The 21,394-nt window shown below is 32.1% G+C and carries 20 protein-coding genes; 12 read left to right on the top strand and 8 right to left on the bottom strand.

Annotated features, from left to right (window positions below; genetic code table 11):
- Nucleotides 1–15 precede the first annotated feature (15 nt).
- Together FG167_RS07285 and FG167_RS07280 are read right to left on the bottom strand one after the other, a co-directional pair.
- The gene (locus FG167_RS07285) at nucleotides 16–789 is read right to left on the bottom strand and encodes a putative capsular polysaccharide synthesis family protein (RefSeq protein ID WP_203460758.1); all 774 of its coding nucleotides are present in this window, start codon (nucleotides 787–789) and stop codon (nucleotides 16–18) included.
- A 53-nt stretch (nucleotides 790–842) separates the two neighbouring features.
- Nucleotides 843–2,441, bottom strand: coding sequence for a glycosyltransferase family 87 protein (locus tag FG167_RS07280; protein ID WP_203460757.1), 1,599 nt, complete (start codon nucleotides 2,439–2,441; stop codon nucleotides 843–845).
- Between the two features lie 335 nt (nucleotides 2,442–2,776).
- On the opposite strand from FG167_RS07280, the gene FG167_RS07275 reads away from it, so the two are divergent.
- The 4 genes from FG167_RS07275 (at nucleotide 2,777) to FG167_RS07260 (ending at nucleotide 7,215) form a co-directional block, all read left to right on the top strand.
- Nucleotides 2,777–3,709, top strand: coding sequence for a hypothetical protein (locus FG167_RS07275; RefSeq protein WP_203460756.1), 933 nt, complete (start codon nucleotides 2,777–2,779; stop codon nucleotides 3,707–3,709).
- A gap of 188 nt (nucleotides 3,710–3,897) precedes the next feature.
- Entirely contained in the window at nucleotides 3,898–5,418 is a 1,521-nt protein-coding gene (locus FG167_RS07270; RefSeq protein ID WP_203460755.1) for a radical SAM protein, read from the top strand.
- Nucleotides 5,415–6,080: a methyltransferase gene (locus FG167_RS07265; protein ID WP_203460754.1), complete on the top strand. Its 666-nt coding sequence runs from the start codon at nucleotides 5,415–5,417 to the stop codon at nucleotides 6,078–6,080. Before FG167_RS07270 ends, FG167_RS07265 begins: the two co-directional genes overlap by 4 nt.
- Entirely contained in the window at nucleotides 6,070–7,215 is a 1,146-nt protein-coding gene (locus FG167_RS07260) for an SGNH/GDSL hydrolase family protein (protein ID WP_203460753.1), read from the top strand. The genes FG167_RS07265 and FG167_RS07260 overlap by 11 nt, the downstream gene beginning before the upstream one ends.
- On the opposite strand, the gene FG167_RS07255 is transcribed toward FG167_RS07260, so the two are convergent.
- The 6 genes from FG167_RS07255 to FG167_RS07230 all read right to left on the bottom strand — a co-directional run bounded on the left by FG167_RS07255 (nucleotide 7,207) and on the right by FG167_RS07230 (nucleotide 14,584).
- Entirely contained in the window at nucleotides 7,207–7,368 is a 162-nt protein-coding gene (locus FG167_RS07255; protein WP_203460752.1) for a DUF5989 family protein, read from the bottom strand. The two genes, FG167_RS07260 and FG167_RS07255, sit on opposite strands and share 9 nt — an antisense overlap.
- Nucleotides 7,369–7,776, bottom strand: coding sequence for an SxtJ family membrane protein (locus FG167_RS07250; RefSeq protein WP_203460751.1), 408 nt, complete (start codon nucleotides 7,774–7,776; stop codon nucleotides 7,369–7,371).
- Nucleotides 7,763–9,520 carry a carbamoyltransferase gene (locus FG167_RS07245; RefSeq protein WP_203460750.1) on the bottom strand — a complete coding sequence of 586 codons (1,758 nt, stop codon included), beginning with the start codon at nucleotides 9,518–9,520 and terminating at the stop codon, nucleotides 7,763–7,765. Before FG167_RS07245 ends, FG167_RS07250 begins: the two co-directional genes overlap by 14 nt.
- Nucleotides 9,521–9,604: 84 nt before the next feature.
- The gene (locus tag FG167_RS07240; protein ID WP_203460749.1) at nucleotides 9,605–11,569 is read right to left on the bottom strand and encodes a YgiQ family radical SAM protein; all 1,965 of its coding nucleotides are present in this window, start codon (nucleotides 11,567–11,569) and stop codon (nucleotides 9,605–9,607) included.
- A gap of 112 nt (nucleotides 11,570–11,681) precedes the next feature.
- On the bottom strand, nucleotides 11,682–12,851 hold the full coding sequence (locus FG167_RS07235) for a hypothetical protein (protein ID WP_203460748.1): 1,170 nt from the start codon (nucleotides 12,849–12,851) through the stop codon (nucleotides 11,682–11,684).
- 101 nt (nucleotides 12,852–12,952) lie between these two features.
- Nucleotides 12,953–14,584 (bottom strand): ABC-F family ATP-binding cassette domain-containing protein, encoded by a 1,632-nt coding sequence (locus FG167_RS07230; RefSeq protein WP_203460747.1) that lies wholly within the window; start codon nucleotides 14,582–14,584, stop codon nucleotides 12,953–12,955.
- A 245-nt stretch (nucleotides 14,585–14,829) separates the two neighbouring features.
- Between FG167_RS07230 and rplM the strand changes: the two genes are divergently transcribed.
- From rplM to FG167_RS07190, 8 genes are all read left to right on the top strand, one after another.
- Entirely contained in the window at nucleotides 14,830–15,285 is a 456-nt protein-coding gene (gene rplM, locus FG167_RS07225; RefSeq protein ID WP_203460746.1) for a 50S ribosomal protein L13, read from the top strand.
- A 1-nt stretch (nucleotide 15,286) separates the two neighbouring features.
- Nucleotides 15,287–15,673: a 30S ribosomal protein S9 gene (gene rpsI, locus FG167_RS07220; RefSeq protein WP_055443832.1), complete on the top strand. Its 387-nt coding sequence runs from the start codon at nucleotides 15,287–15,289 to the stop codon at nucleotides 15,671–15,673.
- Nucleotides 15,674–15,871: 198 nt separating this feature from the next.
- Nucleotides 15,872–16,645 carry a 30S ribosomal protein S2 gene (rpsB, locus tag FG167_RS07215; RefSeq protein ID WP_203460745.1) on the top strand — a complete coding sequence of 258 codons (774 nt, stop codon included), beginning with the start codon at nucleotides 15,872–15,874 and terminating at the stop codon, nucleotides 16,643–16,645.
- A gap of 95 nt (nucleotides 16,646–16,740) precedes the next feature.
- On the top strand, nucleotides 16,741–17,703 hold the full coding sequence (gene tsf, locus FG167_RS07210; RefSeq protein ID WP_370568416.1) for a translation elongation factor Ts: 963 nt from the start codon (nucleotides 16,741–16,743) through the stop codon (nucleotides 17,701–17,703).
- A gap of 180 nt (nucleotides 17,704–17,883) precedes the next feature.
- Nucleotides 17,884–18,591 carry a UMP kinase gene (pyrH, locus tag FG167_RS07205; protein ID WP_055444350.1) on the top strand — a complete coding sequence of 236 codons (708 nt, stop codon included), beginning with the start codon at nucleotides 17,884–17,886 and terminating at the stop codon, nucleotides 18,589–18,591.
- Between the two features lie 114 nt (nucleotides 18,592–18,705).
- Nucleotides 18,706–19,263 carry a ribosome recycling factor gene (gene frr / locus FG167_RS07200; protein WP_203460743.1) on the top strand — a complete coding sequence of 186 codons (558 nt, stop codon included), beginning with the start codon at nucleotides 18,706–18,708 and terminating at the stop codon, nucleotides 19,261–19,263.
- Nucleotides 19,264–19,323: 60 nt separating this feature from the next.
- Complete coding sequence (locus FG167_RS07195; RefSeq protein WP_203460742.1) at nucleotides 19,324–20,067, top strand: peroxiredoxin; 744 nt, start codon at nucleotides 19,324–19,326, stop codon at nucleotides 20,065–20,067.
- Between the two features lie 6 nt (nucleotides 20,068–20,073).
- The gene (locus FG167_RS07190) at nucleotides 20,074–21,351 is read left to right on the top strand and encodes a hypothetical protein (protein ID WP_203460741.1); all 1,278 of its coding nucleotides are present in this window, start codon (nucleotides 20,074–20,076) and stop codon (nucleotides 21,349–21,351) included.
- Nucleotides 21,352–21,394: the final 43 nt, after the last annotated feature.

Genomic DNA, 21,394 nt, shown 5'->3' with positions numbered 1-21,394 from the left:
CTTTAAACGATAGATTTACTCTTTTTTTGTCCATTTTTCTATTGCGACATTTCTTTGCTTTTCCGAAAAGAAATGCATCGCATATTTTGAAGTATACATGTCTTGTATATATTCCTCTGGAAATTGCATATAATTTTTAAATGCTATATATAAATCGGAAGATGCACTTGCTGCTCTCACATTGGTATTTGTTAATTGGAAATTGGAAACAGCACAAAACGTTTTTATTAATTTTTCCTTTTCAGCATCGGCTAAATCACAATGCATTAGAAGCATTTCATTTTGCTCTTGTTTTATAATTTGAAACCCTGCTTCTGCATCAAAATCCTGGGTATACACATCAAAATCTAGATCTTTTAACATATAATCCTCATACCATTGTAATGGATAGGCATGTGGCAATTGTTGAAAAAACAACTTTTCTAAGGTCTTCAAATCTCCTTGATATCCTTCTGGAGAAACACCAACATAAATTTGAAAAGCATCAAAAAAAGCAGAAATATTTCGTTCAATAGGATCTCTAAACAAAGTGATGACTTTAAAAGGCCTTTGCTTTTTCAATATATATTTATCTATTAAAAAAACAGGACTTCTACTTCCTGGATACACACCATTTTCAAAGCAAAATAAAACATCTTTTTTTACTTCCTTTACATTTAAATTATGGGTGTGAAATATTGGCGTTGTAGCTAAACTTCTTTTTAAAGAGGTATAAACACTTAACGACCCTACTTTACCCATGGTATGAATTATTATGGGCTTTTTGGTTTTTGAAAAACGAAGTTGCATTGTTTTTTTGAACAAAACAATTCGATCTTTAAGATAATATTTCAGAAATGCTTTCAATCTTTTATGTTTAGATGCAATTTTTTTAAAGTAAATGCACCTCTTCGCGACTTAGAATCGGTAAGATAATACACTTCACTATTATTTATTAAAACAGGTTTTTTCTTTAAAGAAGGATCGTTTGTAATTGGTTTTCCGTGGTATAAAATTTGATTATTTTCAATGGTGCAAGCTGTCTTATCAAAAGTATAAATTGGAATTTCCGTTTGTATGATTTCCTTCCCTGATTTTCCAAGCGCAGCGTATGTTAATACGTTTCCGCTTTTGGAAAAATCATAAATCATAAAATACTTTTGCTCCTCTAAAACATACTTCGAAGCATCTATTTTTTGTTCCTGAAACATATCCAAATGAAGTGGTAATAATAAAACGAATAAAGCGCCAATGCACCATAAAGGTTTACACTTAACCATATTTGAAAATAATAGAATAGCTAAAAGAAGCGAGAGCCACATTCTAGAAAAACGCAATAAAACCGGTAGATCTTCTAATAGTGACATTGGGACATTACACATTACAAATAGAAGGAGAAAGAAACTTACTTTTTTCACTTTATTCCAGTTCGCATTAAAGACGTAGAACGCCGGAATAATCCACAAAATCTGCGCATAAGTAGCAGTTCTAGATTGCACTAGAAACAAAGTAACAATCCATATAGAAAGCAAGGTTAAAATCTCTTTCTTCGCTTTAAAACTCATTGAAATGGCGAATCCTAGGATGACGGACTTAGTGATCCATTTTGCTAGAAAATATAATCTTTCACTATTAAAAAGCACATTGGGATTGTAATAAGCATCTTGCACAAAAAGCGTTTTATAAAACACGTCTAAAGATTGCGCATTGAATTGAAAATTCACAGTACTTTTATTTGCAATCACATTTGGTATGACTTCCAAAAAGTAAACCTGCCAAAGCGGTGTTCCTGTTATCCATATTCCAAAAAACAACAAAACGAATCCACTAATAAAAGCAAAAACAATAGCCTTTCTATTCGTATTAAAAACTAATATTATTCCATAAAACACAGGAAATACTTTAAGTAAAGCTGCTAAAGTTAATAATAAACCACCCGTTTTATTTCTTGCTTTTTCTAGCCTTAAAAAACTAAAAACAATTAGCGCAAAAACTAAGAAATAAGTTTGACCAAATAGCATTTGATTTCTTAGTGGTGTATAAAACAAAAACGGTAATACATAGAGTAATAAAGACGACTTCTCTCCATACCTTTTATACAATGCAACTATAGAAAAAACAAAAAGCAGCATACTAATACTATTAAAAACAGCTTTGGCTATATATGCGTTTTCAATAAAAACAAAAGGATAAAAAGCGATAACATTAAACGGAGAATTGATATAAAAATCGGCTAATACTTCTGGGTAACCTACATTCCATATGTAATTATTGTACGCATAGATATCAAATAAAATGGTATCTGGATGACTAGCATTTGCTACAATATATGCTGGAAAATAACTATTTGCAAAGTCGTGTAGCGGAAAGGATAATGATTTATAAAAAAAATAACCCAAAAACAAGAGTATAGGCAAAAGCGAAACGAATGTAGTACGATACTTTGTAAACAGGTTTTTCATTGTTAAGCCAAAAATAACATTAATCACTAATATATCTATAAATGCTTTAGAAATAACTTAAATTGCTAATCTTGTTTTACAAGTTTTTCTAAATGGCAAAAAAACAACTTAAAAAACTCACAATTCGTTTATTACCTATACTAATTAATGGTTTTAGGAGTGTTTTAAATCCTATATTTTCCATTTCTTTTTCCTTTATAATCGTTAATTATTTCTCTAAGAACCTTTGGGGGAATTTTGTAGAATATTTGTTGTTTTTTCTAATTGCCACGGTTATTAGTGGCTGGGGAAATAAGAACTATTTACTTAGAGTTTTTAGTGAAAACCCCAAGGAAATGACTAGCAATTGGCAACAGCTTTTTCTAGCAAGATTACCAATCTGCATACTGTTTATTATAGCACTATATTTCTTGTATCCAAAACACTTGTTTTTATACTTAATATTATGGTTATTTGGTGCATTCCTTCATAATTCCTTTTTATCCATAATCTATTATAATCGAGATTATATAAAATCTATTAGCATTGAGGCTATTGGTTTTATTGCTCTTATTACGCAACTACTTTTACTAAAAAACGAATTAGACCTAACACTTTTAATAAAGAGTTATGCCATTAGCATTGGTATAAAGGCTATGGTATCTATTATTTATTATCATTCCTTTTTGAAGTTTGAAAAAATCAGTTTCCAACTTCATATGCTATTGTTAAGTTTTCCATTTTTTATTTTAGGCGTTTCCGGATTTTTACAATCGAAGATAGATGTATATGCTTACAGTTTTTTCTACGATGGCAAGCCTTTAGGCGAATATCAAATTATTTCCGGTTTCTATATTTTCGCACAATCCTTGGTAACGCTATTATCCTTTCCTTTTGTAAAAAATTTTTATCGACTAAAAGGGGAAAGTATTAAGAATTTAAAAACCTTAATAATTAAATATGGTATAATTATTAACCTTATTATGGTTGGTATTATTTACGCAACGCTTTGGTATGGTTATAAAATAAAACTAAGTCTTTTGCAAATATGTATTGGCTATTTTATAAGTTTCCCTTCCTATGTATACACGACACATATTTACAATTTAATAAGGAATAAAAAGGAATCTATTGTGGCGAGAATATGTGTTTTTAGTTTTATCATCAACCTCCTATTGTCATTATTATTTCTATATTTAGATTATAATGTAACCGGTGTAATGTTAGCCAATGCAATTTCACAATTGTTTTGCATGTTTTATGCTCTAAAGTATAAAATTGATGAATAAAACAAAGATTTTTCTTTTTAATAGCTTTCCACGTACTAATTTTTATGACTCCAGATGGTTTTTAATAAAAGGATGACGCTACGGATTATTTAAACTTATGAAGTGTTAAATTTGCTCAAGAATCAAAGAAAGATTCGAGCTATAACATTATGAATAAAACCCTAATTACTTAATTCAAAAATAATAATTTGTCTAACAAAATAATATTATTCAACCCAAAAAGTGCAAACGGTAAGCATAGAATTCCAAATTCTATTTTACAGGTTGGAGCTGCTATACACGGAAAACACGACTACGTTTTTGTAGATGGTAATCTAGAAAAAGATCCATGGGAAACCATAAATAATTATTTTAAAACTGGCGACTACAAATACTTTTGCAGTACAGTAATGCCAGGACCACAACTAAAACAAGCCATTCCTTTTTCAAAAAAAATAAAAGAAATATACCCAAATACAATCACCATATGGGGAGGATATTTCCCAGCAAACCAATACAAATCTTGTTTAAATTCAGGGTATGTAGATTATATTGTTAATGGCCCAGGAGATAATACATTTCCGCAATTAATTGAGGCTTTAGAAAACGAACAAGTAGACCAGATTCCAAAAATTAAAAATCTAATTTATCAAGATAAGCAAGGAGCGAATCATAAAACAGCTGTCGAAGCATTGCTAAATCAAGACACGTTAGCAAAATTTCCATACGTGTATTTAAATAGTTTCTATCCGGTAAAGAACTATTTAGCAAAAACATTTATGGGGCAAAAAACACTGTCTTACCACTCCAGCATGGGTTGCCCTTTTACCTGTTCTTTTTGCGCTGTAGTGCCCATTTACAATGCAAAATGGAAAGGCATGTCTGCCAATAGAATTTACGAAGATGTTACTTACTTTAAAGAAAAACATAATATTGACGCGATAGAGTTTCACGATAACAACTTTTTTACTTCTAAAAAACGAGTACTTGAATTTTCTAATCTGGTATTGAATGATAACATCGAATGGTGGGGAGAAGGTAGAATTGACACCTTAAATAAATATTCGGATGCAGATTTACATCTCATGCGAAAAGCGGGTTGTAAAATGATGTTTTTAGGAGCGGAAACCGGGAATGACGAAGTTTTAAAACAAATGAATAAAGGAGGCACACAGTCTGGTCAAATGATTAAGGATTTTGTAAAACGCATGAAAGATGTAGACATTATTCCAGAATTATCTTTTGTTTTAGGAATGCCCGCAAAAACAGAAAAGGAGGTGTACGATCAAATCCTTTGGGATATTAATTTTATAAAAGAAATTAAAACGATTAATCCAAATGCCGAAATTATCATCTACTTATACAGTCCGGTTCCAACCGAAGGTTCAGAATTATACCAACAAATTTTAGATGCCGGATTTTCATTTCCGGAAACATTAGAAGAATGGATAGCTCCTAGTTGGGAAAATTTTGACCTAAGAAAAAATCCGTTAACTCCTTGGCTAAAACCCTATATGATTGACACTATCAAGAATTTTGAAACGGTTTTAAATGGCTATTACCCTACGGTTTCCGATTTTAGAATTCGCGGTTATAAAAAAACAATCTTAAAAGGGATTTCTAAATTAAGATACCATTCTGGATTTTATAAATATCCTTATGAAATTAAGGTATTGCATAAAATTTGGAAATACCGCCAACCAGAAATAGAAGGTTTTTATTCCGAATGATACGCAAATTCATAAAACATATCACCCATCCTTTTTTTAAATTTTTAACAGAAAGCTATTTTTCTAAAACAAGGAACTATTCGTATAAAGGCATTACCGTTAAAGTGGTTCCTAGTGTATTTCCACCGCATCATACTATTAGTACAAAAATATTATTAGACTATATTGCTCACTTAGATTTAAAAAATAAAACGTTTTTAGAATTAGGCTGTGGCTCTGGTATTATTTCGTTATTCGCAGCTTCTAAAGGAGCGATTGTTACTGCTTCAGACATTAATAAAAAAGCATTAAAAGCCTTAGATACTGCTGCAGAAGCAAATAACTTGTTAGTAAAAACAACATATTCCGATTTATTTGAGGCATTAGATGTCGCTCCTTTTGATTGGATTATTATCAATCCTCCATACTATCCCAAAACACCAAAATCTATGAAGGAAAAAGCTTGGTTTTGTGGTGCAGATTTCGAATACTTTAAAAAAGCATTTCAGCAAGTATCAAAAAGAAATGACGCTTCTATTTTAATGATTTTATCGCAAGATTGCAATATTGAAAAAATCAATAATATAGCTACAATGCATCACTTGAAACTAACATCTGTTTTTGAAAAAAAAGTGCTAGCAGAAAAAAATTATATTTTTAAAATAGAAACAAATGCAAAGTAAATTAAAGGATATTTGGATTGTACTTAGGAATATAGGAATTCTATTAATCCTATTAGAATGCATACTTGCCGCCATGTATACTTATAACGATGCAAAAAAATACGAGCATAAAATTGCTGGTAAAATAGAAGCTAAAGTGCATGACAATATGAGCGCAACGGATACAAAGACAATGTATCAGGAATACAATGCAATAGAAATGCAATGGACGCCTTACTTGCATTATTCGCATAAACCATTTCAAGGAAAATTTAATACCATTAATAATTTAGGACAACGTAAAACAACACAACATAAAGTTAACGATACATTAGCTCCCATAAAAATATTTTGCTTTGGAGGTTCTACCATGTATGGCATAGGAACTACAGACGAAACAACCATACCTTCTATACTATCTAACCTTTTGATTAAAGCGTTTCCAGATACCAATTTTGAGATTACAAATTTTGGTGTTCAAGGCTATCAAAGAGATATGGAAGCGATACAGTTAAGCCAAGAAGTATTAAAAAACAACATTCCAGATATAGCGATATTTCTTGATGGCGTTAATGAGGTTTTAGCTGCATTTAACAATAATGATGCTGGAATCCCAACAAATGCATTTAATAGAAATATGGAATTTAATACCATAAGAAGCTATTCTAAAAGAACGCAATTGTTCCTTAAATCTAGTTATACGTATAGGTTCGTACAATATCTACGTAAAAAAATAGCTACTCCTAAAAAAAGTATAGATGTAACATCGCTATCCAAAAAAATTGCAGCAAATTACCGCAATCATATTATTTATTCAGACCCTATTAGCGCTAACTACAATTTTAAAGTATTTAACTTTTTTCAGCCAACTATTTTTACAAAACATATACTAACTGATTTTGAGAAAACAGAGAAAGAAAACGCTAGTTTTAAGGAAGCTCTTTATGAGGAAACCTATAAAATTATCCTTGAAGATTCTATATTAAAAAACACAGATTCTTTTATAGATCTACACTTAGCCTTTGATAACAATAGCAATACGCTGTTTACAGACTTTTGTCATACCGAAGAAAAAGGAAATACAATACTAGCCCAAGAAATGGTTAATGTTATTAAAATGGAAATCCTAAATAGAAAGAATACACCACTAAAATAAGGTATAAACAAATGGTGATAATACCGAATTCTCTGTAAATAAAACCAATGCCATTAACAGTATTAAAACAACAATAATAGGTATTAACCAATATTTCTTTTGCTCCATTAAGAATTTCATAAACTCTAAGAAGATTGCTGATTTACTGCTCATCTATGATAATTTTTTATAATCCATGGTAGTTTGCTTAGTAATCCAACCACTACTATATTCTTTTTTGTTTTTTATTCTCAAAAAGAAAGTAATTGGGGTAATAAAACAATAATACAAAATTCCTAGAATAATAAACGAAGTAATCTCTCCTAACACAGCACCAATACATAGCCATATTACTAAAAGAGGATAAAATATTTTTGGCACTAAAAAAGTTATTAACCCAATAATAACCAAACTAGATGCCAACCATAACTGTTTTCTATCTAGTAAAAAACCATTCTTATAAAAGGAAACCATTAAAAGAACAACCATAATTACAAGCAGCAACAGTCCAAACTGTTTTTGTTTTTTTATTTGAATACTATTCTGATGTACCTCGTCATATATGTTTTTAATCCAACGCATATTCTTTAATTTCTGTTAACGCAGTATCTATATTAGTAGCATTTTCGCTTTTTAATATAATAAAATTCCCTAAAACTAAAACATCCATATCGGTTTGAAAAAAACATTTCAAAGCATCTTCAGGAATAGCAACTATAGGTTCTCCTCTTACATTAAAAGAGGTGTTTATTAAAACTGGACATTGTGTTTTCTTATCAAATTTAGAAATAAGCTGATGCAATAACGGGTTGTCTTCTTTTTCTAAAGTTTGCACTCTTGCCGTATTATCTTCATGAATACAAGAAGGAATTTTAGAATACATATCACTTTTAAAGGTAAAAAGCATGTACTTAGATTGCTTGCAATTAATAAACCAATCTTTTGCTTTTTCTTGTAACACGATGGGTGCAAACGGCCTAAAACCTTCCCTTTTTTTGATGCGCATATTTACATGACTTTTCATGTCTTCATACAAAGGGTTTGCCAAAATACTTCGATTGCCTAAAGCTCTAGGACCAAATTCCATGCTACCTTGAAACCATCCTATTATCCTTTTATTTTCTAAATGCGTAGAAATAGTATCGCATAAAACGTCGTTATTTTGGTAATCATACTGGATTGCATATTTACGCAGTAGCGTTTCTATTTCTTCATCTGTAAACGAAGGTCCTAAATACACTTGATCTTGTAACGCATTATTTACTACTTCTCGCTTATTACCTAAATAATGATACCAACCAATATATGCAGCTCCAATTGCGGTTCCGCTATCTCCAGATGCTGGCTGCACCCAAATATTTTTAAAAATATCTTCTTTTAATAATAATTCTCCATTTGCCTTACAATTTAATGCAACGCCACCAGACATACATAAAGCATCTAAACCAGTAATTTCTTTAGCATAATTTGCTAGCGTACTAATAAAATCTTCGGTTACTGCTTGAATAGAACTAGCAACATCTTTATAAAAAGCATCTAATTCTTCATCTGGTAATCTCGCAGGACGCTTAAAAACGTTACAAAACTCGTTATTAATTGTGGTATTTCCTTTTTCGAAGGAAAAATATTTAAGGTTTAATATTACTTCTCCTTTTTTCGTAATTGTAACAAAGTTTTCTAAGATTAAATCTTTGTAAACAGGCTTTCCGTAAGGCGCTAAACCCATTAGCTTATACTCACCAGAATTCACTTTAAAACCACAATATTGCGTGAATGCACTATATAAAAGTCCGAAAGAATGCGGATAATGTTGTTCCTTTAAAATAGTAACTTTACTACCTTCTCCAACGCCAATTGTGGTACATGCTTTTTCTCCAACCCCATCTATCGTAATAATGGCACTTTTGGTATATGGTGATGTAAAAAAACTTCCGGCAGCATGTGCTTCATGGTGCTCAGAAAAAATAATTTCTTTGTGGTAATTAAGCTCTTTTTTTATTACAACTGGTATCCATAATTTTGTTTTCGTCCACGACTTTATTACTTTTCTAAAATGGTTAAAAGCAAATGGTGTTGTCTTTTGAATGCTATTAATTATACGATCAAATTTTAAAAAAGGCTTCTCGTAAAAAACGATTAAATCTATTTTCGAAATATCAATATGCGCTTCTTTTAAGCAAAAATGAATTGCCTGTATCGGAAATTGTTGATCATGTTTTATTCTGGAAAACCTTTCCTCTTGCCCTGCGGCAACTATTTTACCATTTTTTAATAAGCATGCAGCTGCATCATGATAAAATGCAGATATCCCTAGAATATAGCTCATCCATTATTGTTGATTAATAGTTTTTCTTAAAATTAACTCCTAAAAATTCAAAGAAATACGTAGCGTAATAGCATTTTTAAAAAATTATCTTCTCTTCTTCTTCTTCCCTTTATACTTCACCTTATTCTTACGTTGGTTAAAAGGAATAGGAGCCACGGCATCATTAAACGTATTTTTAGCCTCACCTGAAGGTTTGTTTTTACGCCACTTTTCATCTTTTTCAGGAAGTAATACTTTCAGTAAATCTTCACGTCCTAACCTATTTAAAGTCTTTTTTATCCACGCTTTATTTTCGTCTTTATACCAAAAGAAAAAACGATGTTGTTCATCTTTCTCTTTTCGTGTAATTGGCGTATTTACTTTTTTAAGGGTATATGGATGGTAACCAGAATAATAAATTACCGTTGCTACTGTCATTGGGGTTGGTGTAAAACCTTGTACTTGTTCTAGCTGAAAACCCATATCTTTGGTTTCGGCAGCTAGATTTGCCATATCTTCTACTTCACAAGCAGGATGATTCGATATAAAATAGGGTATCAGCTGAAGCTTTAAATTCTTCGCTACATTAATCTTATCAAAACGCTCTTTAAACTTATGAAAGTATTTAAACGAAGGCTTACGCATCAGTTTTAAAACTGGATCACTAGTATGCTCTGGCGCTACTTTTAGTCGGCCAGAAACATGCTTCGTCATCACTTCTTCGGTATATGCATCTAGCTCTTTTGGATCTGCATTTTTGTTGAATTCTGGCACTAACATATCGTGTCTAATTCCAGAACCAATAAAGGATTTTTTTACTTTTGGATGACTATCTACTGCTTGATATAATTCGGTTAAAGGCTTATGTGACGTATCTAAATTACTACATATTACTGGCGAAATACAACTAGGCGCAACACATTTATCGCAAATAGATTGTACTTTCCCTTTCATTTGATACATGTTAGCACTTGGGCCTCCAATATCACTCAAATAACCTTTAAAGTCAGGCATATTTGCAACCGTATCTACTTCTTTTAAAATAGATTCTTTACTACGTGACGCAATAAATTTTCCTTGATGTGCCGAAATGGTACAAAAGCTACAACCACCAAAACATCCTCTGTGAATGTTGATGGAAAACTTAATCATTTCGAACGCAGGAATTGGTCCACGTTTATTATATTTTGGATGTGGTAATCTTGTATATGGTAAATCGAAAGAAGCATCAATTTCAGCTTCTGTCATGGTAGGATATGGCGGATTGATCATCAACGTCTTATCCCCTATTTTTTGAAAAATTCGTCTTGCAGCTAATTTATTCGATTCCTGCTCGATGACTTTAAAATTGGATGCGTATTTTTTCTTATCCTTTAAACAAACTTCATGAGACTGTATTTCAATATCTTCCCAGTTACTGTTTTTCGGAATTTTTTCATCTTTATTCATTAATACAGCAGTTTGATTCACCGTATTAATACTATTAAAAGGAACTCCTTTTTCTAATAAACGCACTACTTCACGCAAGGGTTGTTCCCCCATTCCGTACACTAACATATCGGCTTTAGAAGTTTCTAAAATAGAAGGCATTAGTTGATCACTCCAATAATCGTAATGGGTAACACGACGTAAAGACGCTTCAATACCACCAATTAAAACTGGGGTATCTGGCCATTTTTCTTTTAATATTTTGGAGTAGACAGAAGTAGCATAATCTGGACGAAAACCAATATCACCATTTGGCGTATAGGCATCTTTATCTCTTCGTTTTTTATTTGCATTATAATTGCTAATCATAGGATCCATACAACCACCGGTAACACCAAAAAATAATTTTGGAGCACCAAGTTTTACAAAATCCTGAAGATTATCGTTCACATTAGGTTGCGGAACAATAGCTACACGCAAGCCAAAACTTTCTAACATACGTCCAATAACCGCTGGACCAAACGTTGGATGATCTACATAGGCATCACCACTAAAAAGTATGACGTCCAGTTCTTGCCAACCGCGTATTTTCACCTCTTTGTTTGTGGTAGGTAACCAATCTGAAAGTTTTAATTCTTGCATATTGCTGCAAAAATAGTCAAAAAAAGACTCTTAACCATTATTATAAAAGGGTTTAGCATATATTTATGAAGACGAAACACGCTAGCTATGGATTAATAAGGTATTGTATAATTTACAAATCACTTACCAAATACGTGCTCTCTAAACGGTTATATATTGAAGTATTCCACTTTTTAAGCACAGCAACATAGTAGTTATATGGCTTATGCTGAAAGAATTTAGACTCTTTTTTATACCATTTTCCGTTGGCATCTTGTTCTAAGTCTTTTAGTGCATCCTCTTCTAAATTGGAAATAACGACTGCTACTTTTGGATACGTAAATATTGGAAGTTCTTTTAGTGTTCCTGTTGGATAATAATTAATATCCGCGACAAATGCAGGCATTTCAATTTTTCCGAATTTCAACCCTAGAATCTTATTAATTAAAGAGTTGCTTCCTTTTACATACCCTGTAAGCCCTCTTTCAAACAAACGAATAAAAGCATCTTGACCGATCTTTTTTGCATTAAATTCTTTTTTTCCGAAAAGCCATCCTCCTATTTTTTCTTTAGTAACCAGTTTTTCTTCTTCATAATTAAAAGGCATATATGGCACAGGATCTTCTTTATTTATGATGGAATAACTGGTTCCCTTATCACTAAATCGCGTATTGTATTCTTCCGCAAATTCTTTATTCCCAGACATGGGTTGCGCATAAGCATAGGTTTTATAGGTGTTCTTTTTAGATAATTCACCTTTTGGTAAATGCTCTAAATATGCTCTAGTCATTGTTGCTAAAGCACCACCTTGACTATGACCAGTTATGATAATTTGGTAGATTCCTTTTTTATTTAAGGCTTTTATTTGTTCTTTTATTTCTTCGGAAAGCATCACTACTGTTAATCCGTAACCCGCATGAACCGCTGCTTTTTCTTCGGAAGCAAAAGCATAATCATGCGCTTCTCCATCTATAACAATAGTCCCTTTTGCAGGAATCATGGCAGAGTAGCAATTTTCTACCCAACTAATCATTTTATCTGTAGAACCTCTATAGTTAATTACGCCAATGTTTTCGTTTTCATAGACTTCAAACTTATTATCCATACTCAGGATATCTGAAGAATAATGCAAATTAAAATGCTCTGGAATTATAGTTTCACTAGTCCCAAATTGTTCTATAAAATTAAAACTATTACACATGGCAATAGTAGAAGTCACTTCGTGCACATTAAAACCTGGCTTTAATTGTGCAAAAGGACTTAGAGAACTAAACAAAAATACGATGGCTAATACTACTCTCATAAGGACATAACTAATGGCTACATTAAATATTGTGCATTATGACGATTCCAAAAACGATTCCAAAAATGAAAACGTTTTAAAAGTACTATAAAAATAAATTCCTATAAATCAATAGCTTTTAGGCTTTCCATTCTATTTCTAACTAAGAAATCATCTACGGTTTCAAAGTGCTCAATCACACGTTTATCTTTAAACTCGAATACTTTGTTAGATAATCCTTGTAGAAAATCTCTATCATGCGATACTAATATTAAAGTACCATCAAAATCTAGTAGCGCTTCCTTTAATACATCTTTAGATTTTAAATCTAAATGGTTTGTAGGCTCATCTAAAATCAACAAGTTTACAGGTTCTAATAAAAGTTTCACCATTGCCAATCTTGTTTTTTCACCACCAGAAAGCACACTTACCTTTTTATCAATGTCTTCGCCTTTAAACATAAAGCGACCCAAAATATTTTTTATTTGGGTACGCACATCTCCTTTTGCAACTTCGTCTACGGTTTGAAAAACAGTTAACCCTTCATCTAACAAAGCGGCTTGATTTTGTGCAAAATATCCAACTTTCACGTTATGCCCTAAAGCGCATTGCCCTTCGACATCTATTTCACCTAGAATAGCTTTAATCATGGTAGATTTCCCTTCTCCATTTCTTCCTACAAAACACACCTTTTCACCACGAGAAATAGACATATTAGCATTATTAAATACCACGTGTTGATCATAGGATTTAGAAACATCTTTTACAGTTACCGGATAATCACCAGAACGCTGTGTTTTAGGAAAACGAAGTTTTAATGCAGAAGTATCCACATCATCCACTTCTATAATTTCTAGTTTTTCTAACATACGCTCTCGAGAAGTAACTTGATTGGTTTTAGAAAAAGTTCCTTTAAACCTATCAATAAAAGCTTGATTATCTGCAATAAATCGTTGTTGCTCTTGGAATGCTTTAATTTGGTGCAAACGTCTATCTTCACGCAATTGTAAATAATGACTGTAGTTTGCTTTATAATCGTAAATACGACCCATAGTAACTTCAATGGTACGATTGGTAATATTATCGATAAATGCTTTATCATGCGAAATCACCACTACGGCATTCGCTTTATTGACTAAAAAGTCTTCTAACCAAATTACCGATTCGATATCAATATGATTGGTTGGCTCATCTAATAATATAAGATCTGGTTTTTTTAATAAAATTTTAGCCAGCTCTATTCGCATGCGCCATCCACCACTAAATTCATTGGTTAGTCTTGTAAAATCTTGTTGTTTAAACCCTAGACCTTTTAAAGCTTTTTCAACTTCGGAATCATAATTCACATCTTCTAATGCATAGTATTTCTCCCCTAAGTCGGATACACGTTCAATGATTTTCATGTATTCATCCGATTCATAATCGGTACGTGTTTCCAACTGCTTATTTAAAGCATCCATCTCATCACGCATGGTATACACATGACTAAAAGCTTTAGAAGCTTCGTCAAAAACAGTAGTATTATCTTCTGTCAATAAATGCTGTGGCAAATAAGCAATCACTGCTTCTTTTGGATAACGTACATGTCCGCGAGTTCCATTTTGCACACCAGCAATAATCTTCATCATTGTAGATTTTCCTGCGCCATTTTTACCCATTAAGGCAATCTTATCATTTTCATTAATAGTAAAAGACACATCACTAAATAAGGTGTGACCACTAAATTCAACTGCCAAAGCATCTACTGAAATCATATGTATATATTTTTTAAAAATGCAAAGCTAATAAAAGAGACCATTAGATAGTATAAATGCCTTCAAAAATCTAATAGAAAACATCTCAGTTACTTCCAGATCTTTAACCTATTGAAAATCACCGAAAAAATAAGTTACCGCAGTATTTGGTATTCAAATATATAATCGTAAATTTGCAAACTCTTTTTTAAGAGAGGAATGTTTAATCTACCTAGTCAAAGACAGGTAAAAAAATTATTAATAACGTGGATACATTAAGCTACAAAACGATTTCAGCCAACAAAGCTACTGTGGATAAGCAGTGGGTATTAGTTGATGCTGAAGGTCAAACTTTGGGTCGTTTATCTTCTAAAGTTGCAAAACTTTTAAGAGGAAAACATAAACCTAGCTTCACACCACATGTTGATTGTGGAGATAACGTAATTGTTATCAATGCAGAAAAAATCAACTTAACTGGAAAAAAATGGACGGACAAAACTTATATCCGTCACACAGGTTATCCAGGTGGTCAAAGAAGTTTAACTGCTACAGAATTGTTTGGAAAAGATCCAACAAGATTAGTGGAAAAATCAGTAAAAGGAATGCTTCCTAAAAACAAATTAGGTGCAGCATTATTCCGTAATTTAACCGTTGTTGTTGGTACAGCTCATACACATGAAGCTCAAAAACCAAAAACAATTAACTTAGAAGAATTCAAATAACATGGATGTAATTCACAAAATTGGTCGTAGAAAAACGGCTGTTGCACGTGTATATCTTGCCGCAGGAACTGGTAAGATAACAGTAAATAAAAAAGACATGACAGATTACTTTCCTACTGCAACATTGCAGTACAAAGTAAATCAACCTTTAGTTATGACTAACAACGATGGCAACTTTGATATTACAGTAAATGTATTCGGAGGAGGTATTACAGGTCAAGCAGAAGCAATCCGTTTAGGTTTATCTCGTGCAATGTGCGAAATAGATGCAGAAAACAGATTAATTCTTAAACCAGAAGGTTTATTAACAAGAGATCCAAGAATGGTGGAGCGTAAGAAATTCGGTCAGAAGAAAGCGCGTAAGAAATTCCAATTCTCTAAACGTTAATTTATCCTCAACTCGATTGAGGATCTGTTTCTCAGTTATCTCGATCTTGTTGAAAATAAAACAAAATTTAAACAGTTATTGTTGTCCTAGCGTAAAAGCAGGATTTAGTTAAGCATCTAAATGAAGCCAGAAGCTATTAGTTATATACTAAAAGCCTATTGGAACATTGCTAATCAACAGAACGTAAACTATTACAAAATGGCAGTAGAAGTAAAAGAATTACTTGAAGCAGGTGTACACTTTGGTCACCTAACACGTAAGTGGGATCCAAACATGGCTCCTTACGTATATATGGAGCGTAATGGCATCCATATAATCAACCTTTATAAAACGGCAGCTAAGATGGACGAAGCTGGAGATGCACTTGCTAAAATTGCAGCTTCAGGACGTAAAATCTTATTTGTTGCTACAAAAAAACAAGCAAAAGACATCGTATCAGAAAAAGCAGGAGCAGTAAACATGCCTTACATTACTGAGCGTTGGCCTGGTGGAATGTTAACCAACTTTGTTACTATTAGAAAAGCTGTTAAAAAAATGGCTACTATTGATAGAATGAAGAAAGATGGTACATTCATGACACTTTCTAAAAAAGAAAGATTACAAGTAGATCGTTTAAGAGCGAAGTTAGAAAAAAACTTAGGTTCTATTAACGACATGACTCGTTTACCAGGAGCTTTATTTGTTGTAGATATTAAGCGTGAGCATATTGCAATTAAAGAAGCACAAAAATTAAACATTCCTATCTTTGCAATGGTAGATACTAACTCTGATCCACGTCAAGTAGATTACGTTATACCAGCAAATGATGATGCTTCTAAATCAATTGACAAGATTTTAACGCATGTTACTAATGCAATTGCAGGTGGTTTATCTGAGCGCAAAGCGGAAAAAGATGCTCCAAAAACAGAAAAGAAAGCAGCTCCAGCTAAAAAAGCTGAAAAAGCAGAAGTAGCAAAAGACGAGGAAGAATAAAACAAGTAAACACAACATAAAAAAAGTCGTTTCGTTTTTTTTCTCTTTAGAAATCTGATGGACGACTTTTTTAATTAAAAAACTATATGGAAGCTATGGTAAAAATAACAGCAGCAGAAGTAAACAAATTAAGACAAGCTACAGGAGCTGGTATGATGGATTGCAAAAAAGCTTTAGTAGAAGCGGAAGGTGATTTTGATAAAGCAATTGAAGTATTACGTAAAAAAGGACAAAAAGTAGCAGCAAAAAGAGCAGATCGTGATTCTAGCGAAGGTGCAGCAGTTTCTAAAATTAATGCAGATAACACTGTTGGTGTTACTATCGTATTAGGATGTGAAACGGATTTTGTTGGTAAAAATGAATCTTTCTTAGCGTTAGCTAACCAATTTGCAGATATAGCAATCAACTTTGACAACAAAGAAGATTTCTTAGCAGCAGATTTTGGAGGGATGACAGTTGCCGAAAAATTAATCGAACAAACAGGTGTTGTTGGAGAGAAATTAGAAATCAACGCTTTTGAAAAATTAGAAGCACCTTATATTGGTACCTATGTACACATTAACAAAATTGGCGCTTTAGTTGGTTTATCTGAAAAAACAGATGACGCTGAAACAGTTGCAAAAGACGTAGCAATGCAAGTAGCATCTATGGGAGCATCTTCTTTATCTTATAAAGATTTTGATCCAGCATTTGTAGCATCAGAAACGGAAGCTAGAATTGCAGTTATAGAAAAAGATAATATCGAGTTAGGTAGATTAGGTAAAACACTTAAAAATGTACCTAAATATATTTCTATGGCACAATTAACTCCAGAAGTTTTAGCGCAAGCAGAAGAAGATGCTAAAGCAGAATTAAAAGCAGAAGGAAAACCAGAACAAATTTGGGATAGAATTCTTCCTGGAAAAATGGAGCGTTTTATTAGCGATAACACAACTTTAGATCAAGAACAATGTTTATTAGATCAAAAGTTTATTAAAGATGAAAAAATGACTGTTGCAGAATATGTAGCATCAAAAAATCTTACCGTTACTGCATTTAAACGTGTATCTTTAGGATAGACTTGTCATTCTGTACTTGATACGGAATCTCACAATACTAAAAACCACTACTCTTTTTTAAAAAGACGTAGTGGTTTTTTTATTTCTAACATTCTGCTTTCTTAAAAAAAGATATTGATTATATTTGCTAAACCCTAAATTCCTGCACAAGCAGGAATCTGTAAAAAAGCTAAACAAAAAATGAAATACAAAAGAATTCTTTTAAAATTATCTGGTGAAGCATTAATGGGAAACCGCCAATATGGTATAGATCCAGAACGTTTAGCAGAATACGCCAAAGACATTAAAGAAATTACAGAACTAGGTGTAGAAGTTGCCATTGTAATTGGTGGAGGAAACATTTTTAGAGGTGTTGCTGGAGCCATGAATGGAATGGATCGCGTACAAGGAGATCACATGGGAATGCTTGCAACCGTAATTAACGGTTTAGCTTTACAAAACGCCTTAGAAGATGCAGATGTTAAAACCCGTTTGCAAACCGCCATAAAAATTAATGAAGTAGCAGAGCCTTTCATTCGTAGAAAAGCAATGAGTCATTTACGTAAAGGGCGTGTTGTAATTTTTGGTGGAGGAACAGGAAATCCTTATTTCACGACAGATTCTGCAGCCGTTTTACGTGCTATAGAAATTGAAGCAGATGTGATTTTAAAAGGAACTCGTGTAGATGGTATTTATGATGTAGATCCAGAAAAAGATAGTAATGCCATTAAATTTGAACATATCACTTTTGATGATGTATTACGTAAAGGTCTTAAAGTTATGGACACTACAGCATTTACATTAAGTCAGGAAAATAAATTACCTATCATTGTTTTTGATATGAACAAAAAAGGAAACCTAATGAAAGTAGTTTCTGGAGAAAATATAGGAACAAAAGTAAACTTGTAAATTTCGTAACAAGTAATTAACTTGTTGCAACCAAAATGATAACTCTCTTAAAAAGAGAACATAAACTTTGGCTTAGTTTTTGAAAACTAAACTAGTATATTAAAATTTTTAAAAATGAACGAAGAAATTCAATTTATAATAGACGGAACAAAAGAAGCAATGGCAAATGCTATGAAGCATCTAGAAAAACAACTAACCAATATTAGAGCTGGTAAGGCTAGTCCTGCAATGCTTGGTAGTGTTATGGTAGATTATTATGGTTCTCAAACACCATTAGCGCAAGTTGCAAATGTAAACACTCCGGATGGTAGAACGATTACTGTACAACCATGGGAAAAAAACATGTTACAAGAAATTGAACGTGGTATTATGTATGCAAATCTTGGTTTTAATCCAATGAACAATGGAGATACAATTATTATTAACGTTCCACCTTTAACCGAAGAACGCAGACGCGAATTATCTAAACAAGCTAAAGCAGAGGCGGAAGACGCTAAAGTTGGAATTAGAAATGCCAGAAAAGAAGCGAACAACGATATTAAAAAAGCAGATGGCATCTCTGAAGATCATCAAAAAAATGCAGAGCAAGATGTACAAGTCCTAACAGACAACTATATCAAAAAAATTGATGAAGTCTTTGCTGTTAAAGAAAAAGAAATCATGACAGTATAATTAAAAGCGACAATAGCGTCGCTTTTTTTATACCAATAACATATATTTTTCGTTTATCTAATGATGCAAAAAACACGGTACTTTTTTCTATTAATATGCATACTACAGTATGCACTTGTTGTTGCGCAAAATAAATATCCATTTATTCCTAGTAATCAGCATGCATTAACAGATACGGAAATAGCTAGCACACCAATTAATATTACTCCAGACGTATTATTGTTTAATGAGCAAGGAAAATTACTTCCTATGTCTAGTTTGTCTTTAATGACAAATACAGAATTCAAACCTGTTTTTTTTGCGAACGATAAAGGGAAAGTTAAAAGTCTCGTCTTTATTAAAAAAAGTAATCAACCCATTTTAATAAGAAAAAATCCAGAAGCTGAATTTTCTCCTGGAGAAAAAGCTTTAGATTTTATTGCAAAAGATGTGCATGGTAAATCCTACAAGCTTTCCGAATTAAAAGGAAAGGTAGTTGTGCTTAACTTTTGGTTTACAAAATGTGGACCTTGCATTACAGAAATGCCACAACTAAATGCATTAGCTTCTAATTTTAAAGGTAAAAATGTTGTGTTTTTAGCGCTAACTTTTAACAAAAAAGCAGTGGTAAATCAATTCTTGGAAAACAATACTTTTCAATATAACATTCTAGCAGATGCTAATCATGTAATAAAAATGTATGGTGTAAATAGTTACCCTACAAGTATTGTAATTAATAAGAAAGGCGAAATTGTTCTTAAAGAACTAGGTTATAGAACAAACATCAAAGAAGTGTTGGCTACTTCAATTAATGCATCATTATAAACATTAATGAAAAAATACTGTTTCACCCTTATCTTTTGTTTATCCTTCTTTTTAAGTAAAGCACAAACCCCAAACCCAACAGATTCTACTAAAATTGTAAAAAAAGACTCTATTAAAAGAAAAATCTTCTTACAACAATTAGGGAACGGCTATTTCCCAACAAAATATTTTGATATAGACCTAAGATATTTAGTGAAATACAATCAATATGAAGGCTCTAGAAACGGACTTGGCGGACAAACCAACAATGCTTTTTCAGAAAAAATAAGATTCAACACCTACGTTGTTTATGGTTTTAGAGATGATGCTTTTAAATATAGTTTTGGTTCTGGAATTAAATTAAACCAAAAAACGAACACATGGTTAAACTTTTCGTACACAGATGACTTAAGCGAAACCGGAAGTTCTACTTTTTTAACAGATAGCAGATTTTTTCAACTTTTTGAACCAAGGCTTTTAAACATTAATTTATTTTATAAGCACATTACAAAAACAATTTCTTTAGAGCATCAATTATCTCCAAGTTTAATTGGTGAAACCGAGTTTGCAATTAGTAAAATAAACACCACTTATGATTATACTTTTGAAGCAAACAATACCATTTACAATCAAATACGTTTAAGCACTTCTAAAACAGCAGTACAATGGAGTCCTTTTAGTTCTTTTGAAACGGTAGATAATAAATTTAAAATATTAAAAGAAGGGTATCCCAAGTTCACATTACAATACACAAAAAGTTTTAGTGATGTTTTTAAAGGAGATCTTAATTTTTCGAAACTAGATTTTAGAACCATCTTTAAAAAAGAATATGGCAATAAAGCATTTTCCTTACTAACGGTAACTGCAGGATTGGCAAGCGGAAAAACACCGTTATCCCATTTATATCATGCCTATCCTAATAATATAAATAAGGAAACGGTTATGCAACGATTTTCTGTTGCTGGAGTAACTAGTTTTGAAACCATGTTTTTTAACGAATTTTTCTCAGATAGGATTACAACATTACAATTTAAACACCACTTAAGTCCTTTTAAAATTAGTAAACGTTTTAAACCGGAATTGGTCTTAATTTCTAGGTTTGCTATTGGTAATATGAGCAATACAGATAGGCATCAACAAATAACATTTAATACCCTGGAAAAAGGGTTTACGGAATCTGGATTAGAAATCAATAAACTCCTATTTGGTTTCGGTTTAAGTTTCACGTATAGATACGGTGCTTATCATTTACCTAAGCTAGAAGATAATATGGCATTAAAATTCACTTTTAACGTTACTTTATAACAATTTAAGACTTTGTTATACCTAGCTTTTTCCTACCTTTGCA

The sequence above is a fragment of the Lacinutrix sp. WUR7 genome, assembly GCF_016864015.1.
Taxonomy (GTDB): Bacteria; Bacteroidota; Bacteroidia; order Flavobacteriales; family Flavobacteriaceae; genus Oceanihabitans.
This window is presented reverse-complemented; position numbering and strand designations above follow the sequence as displayed.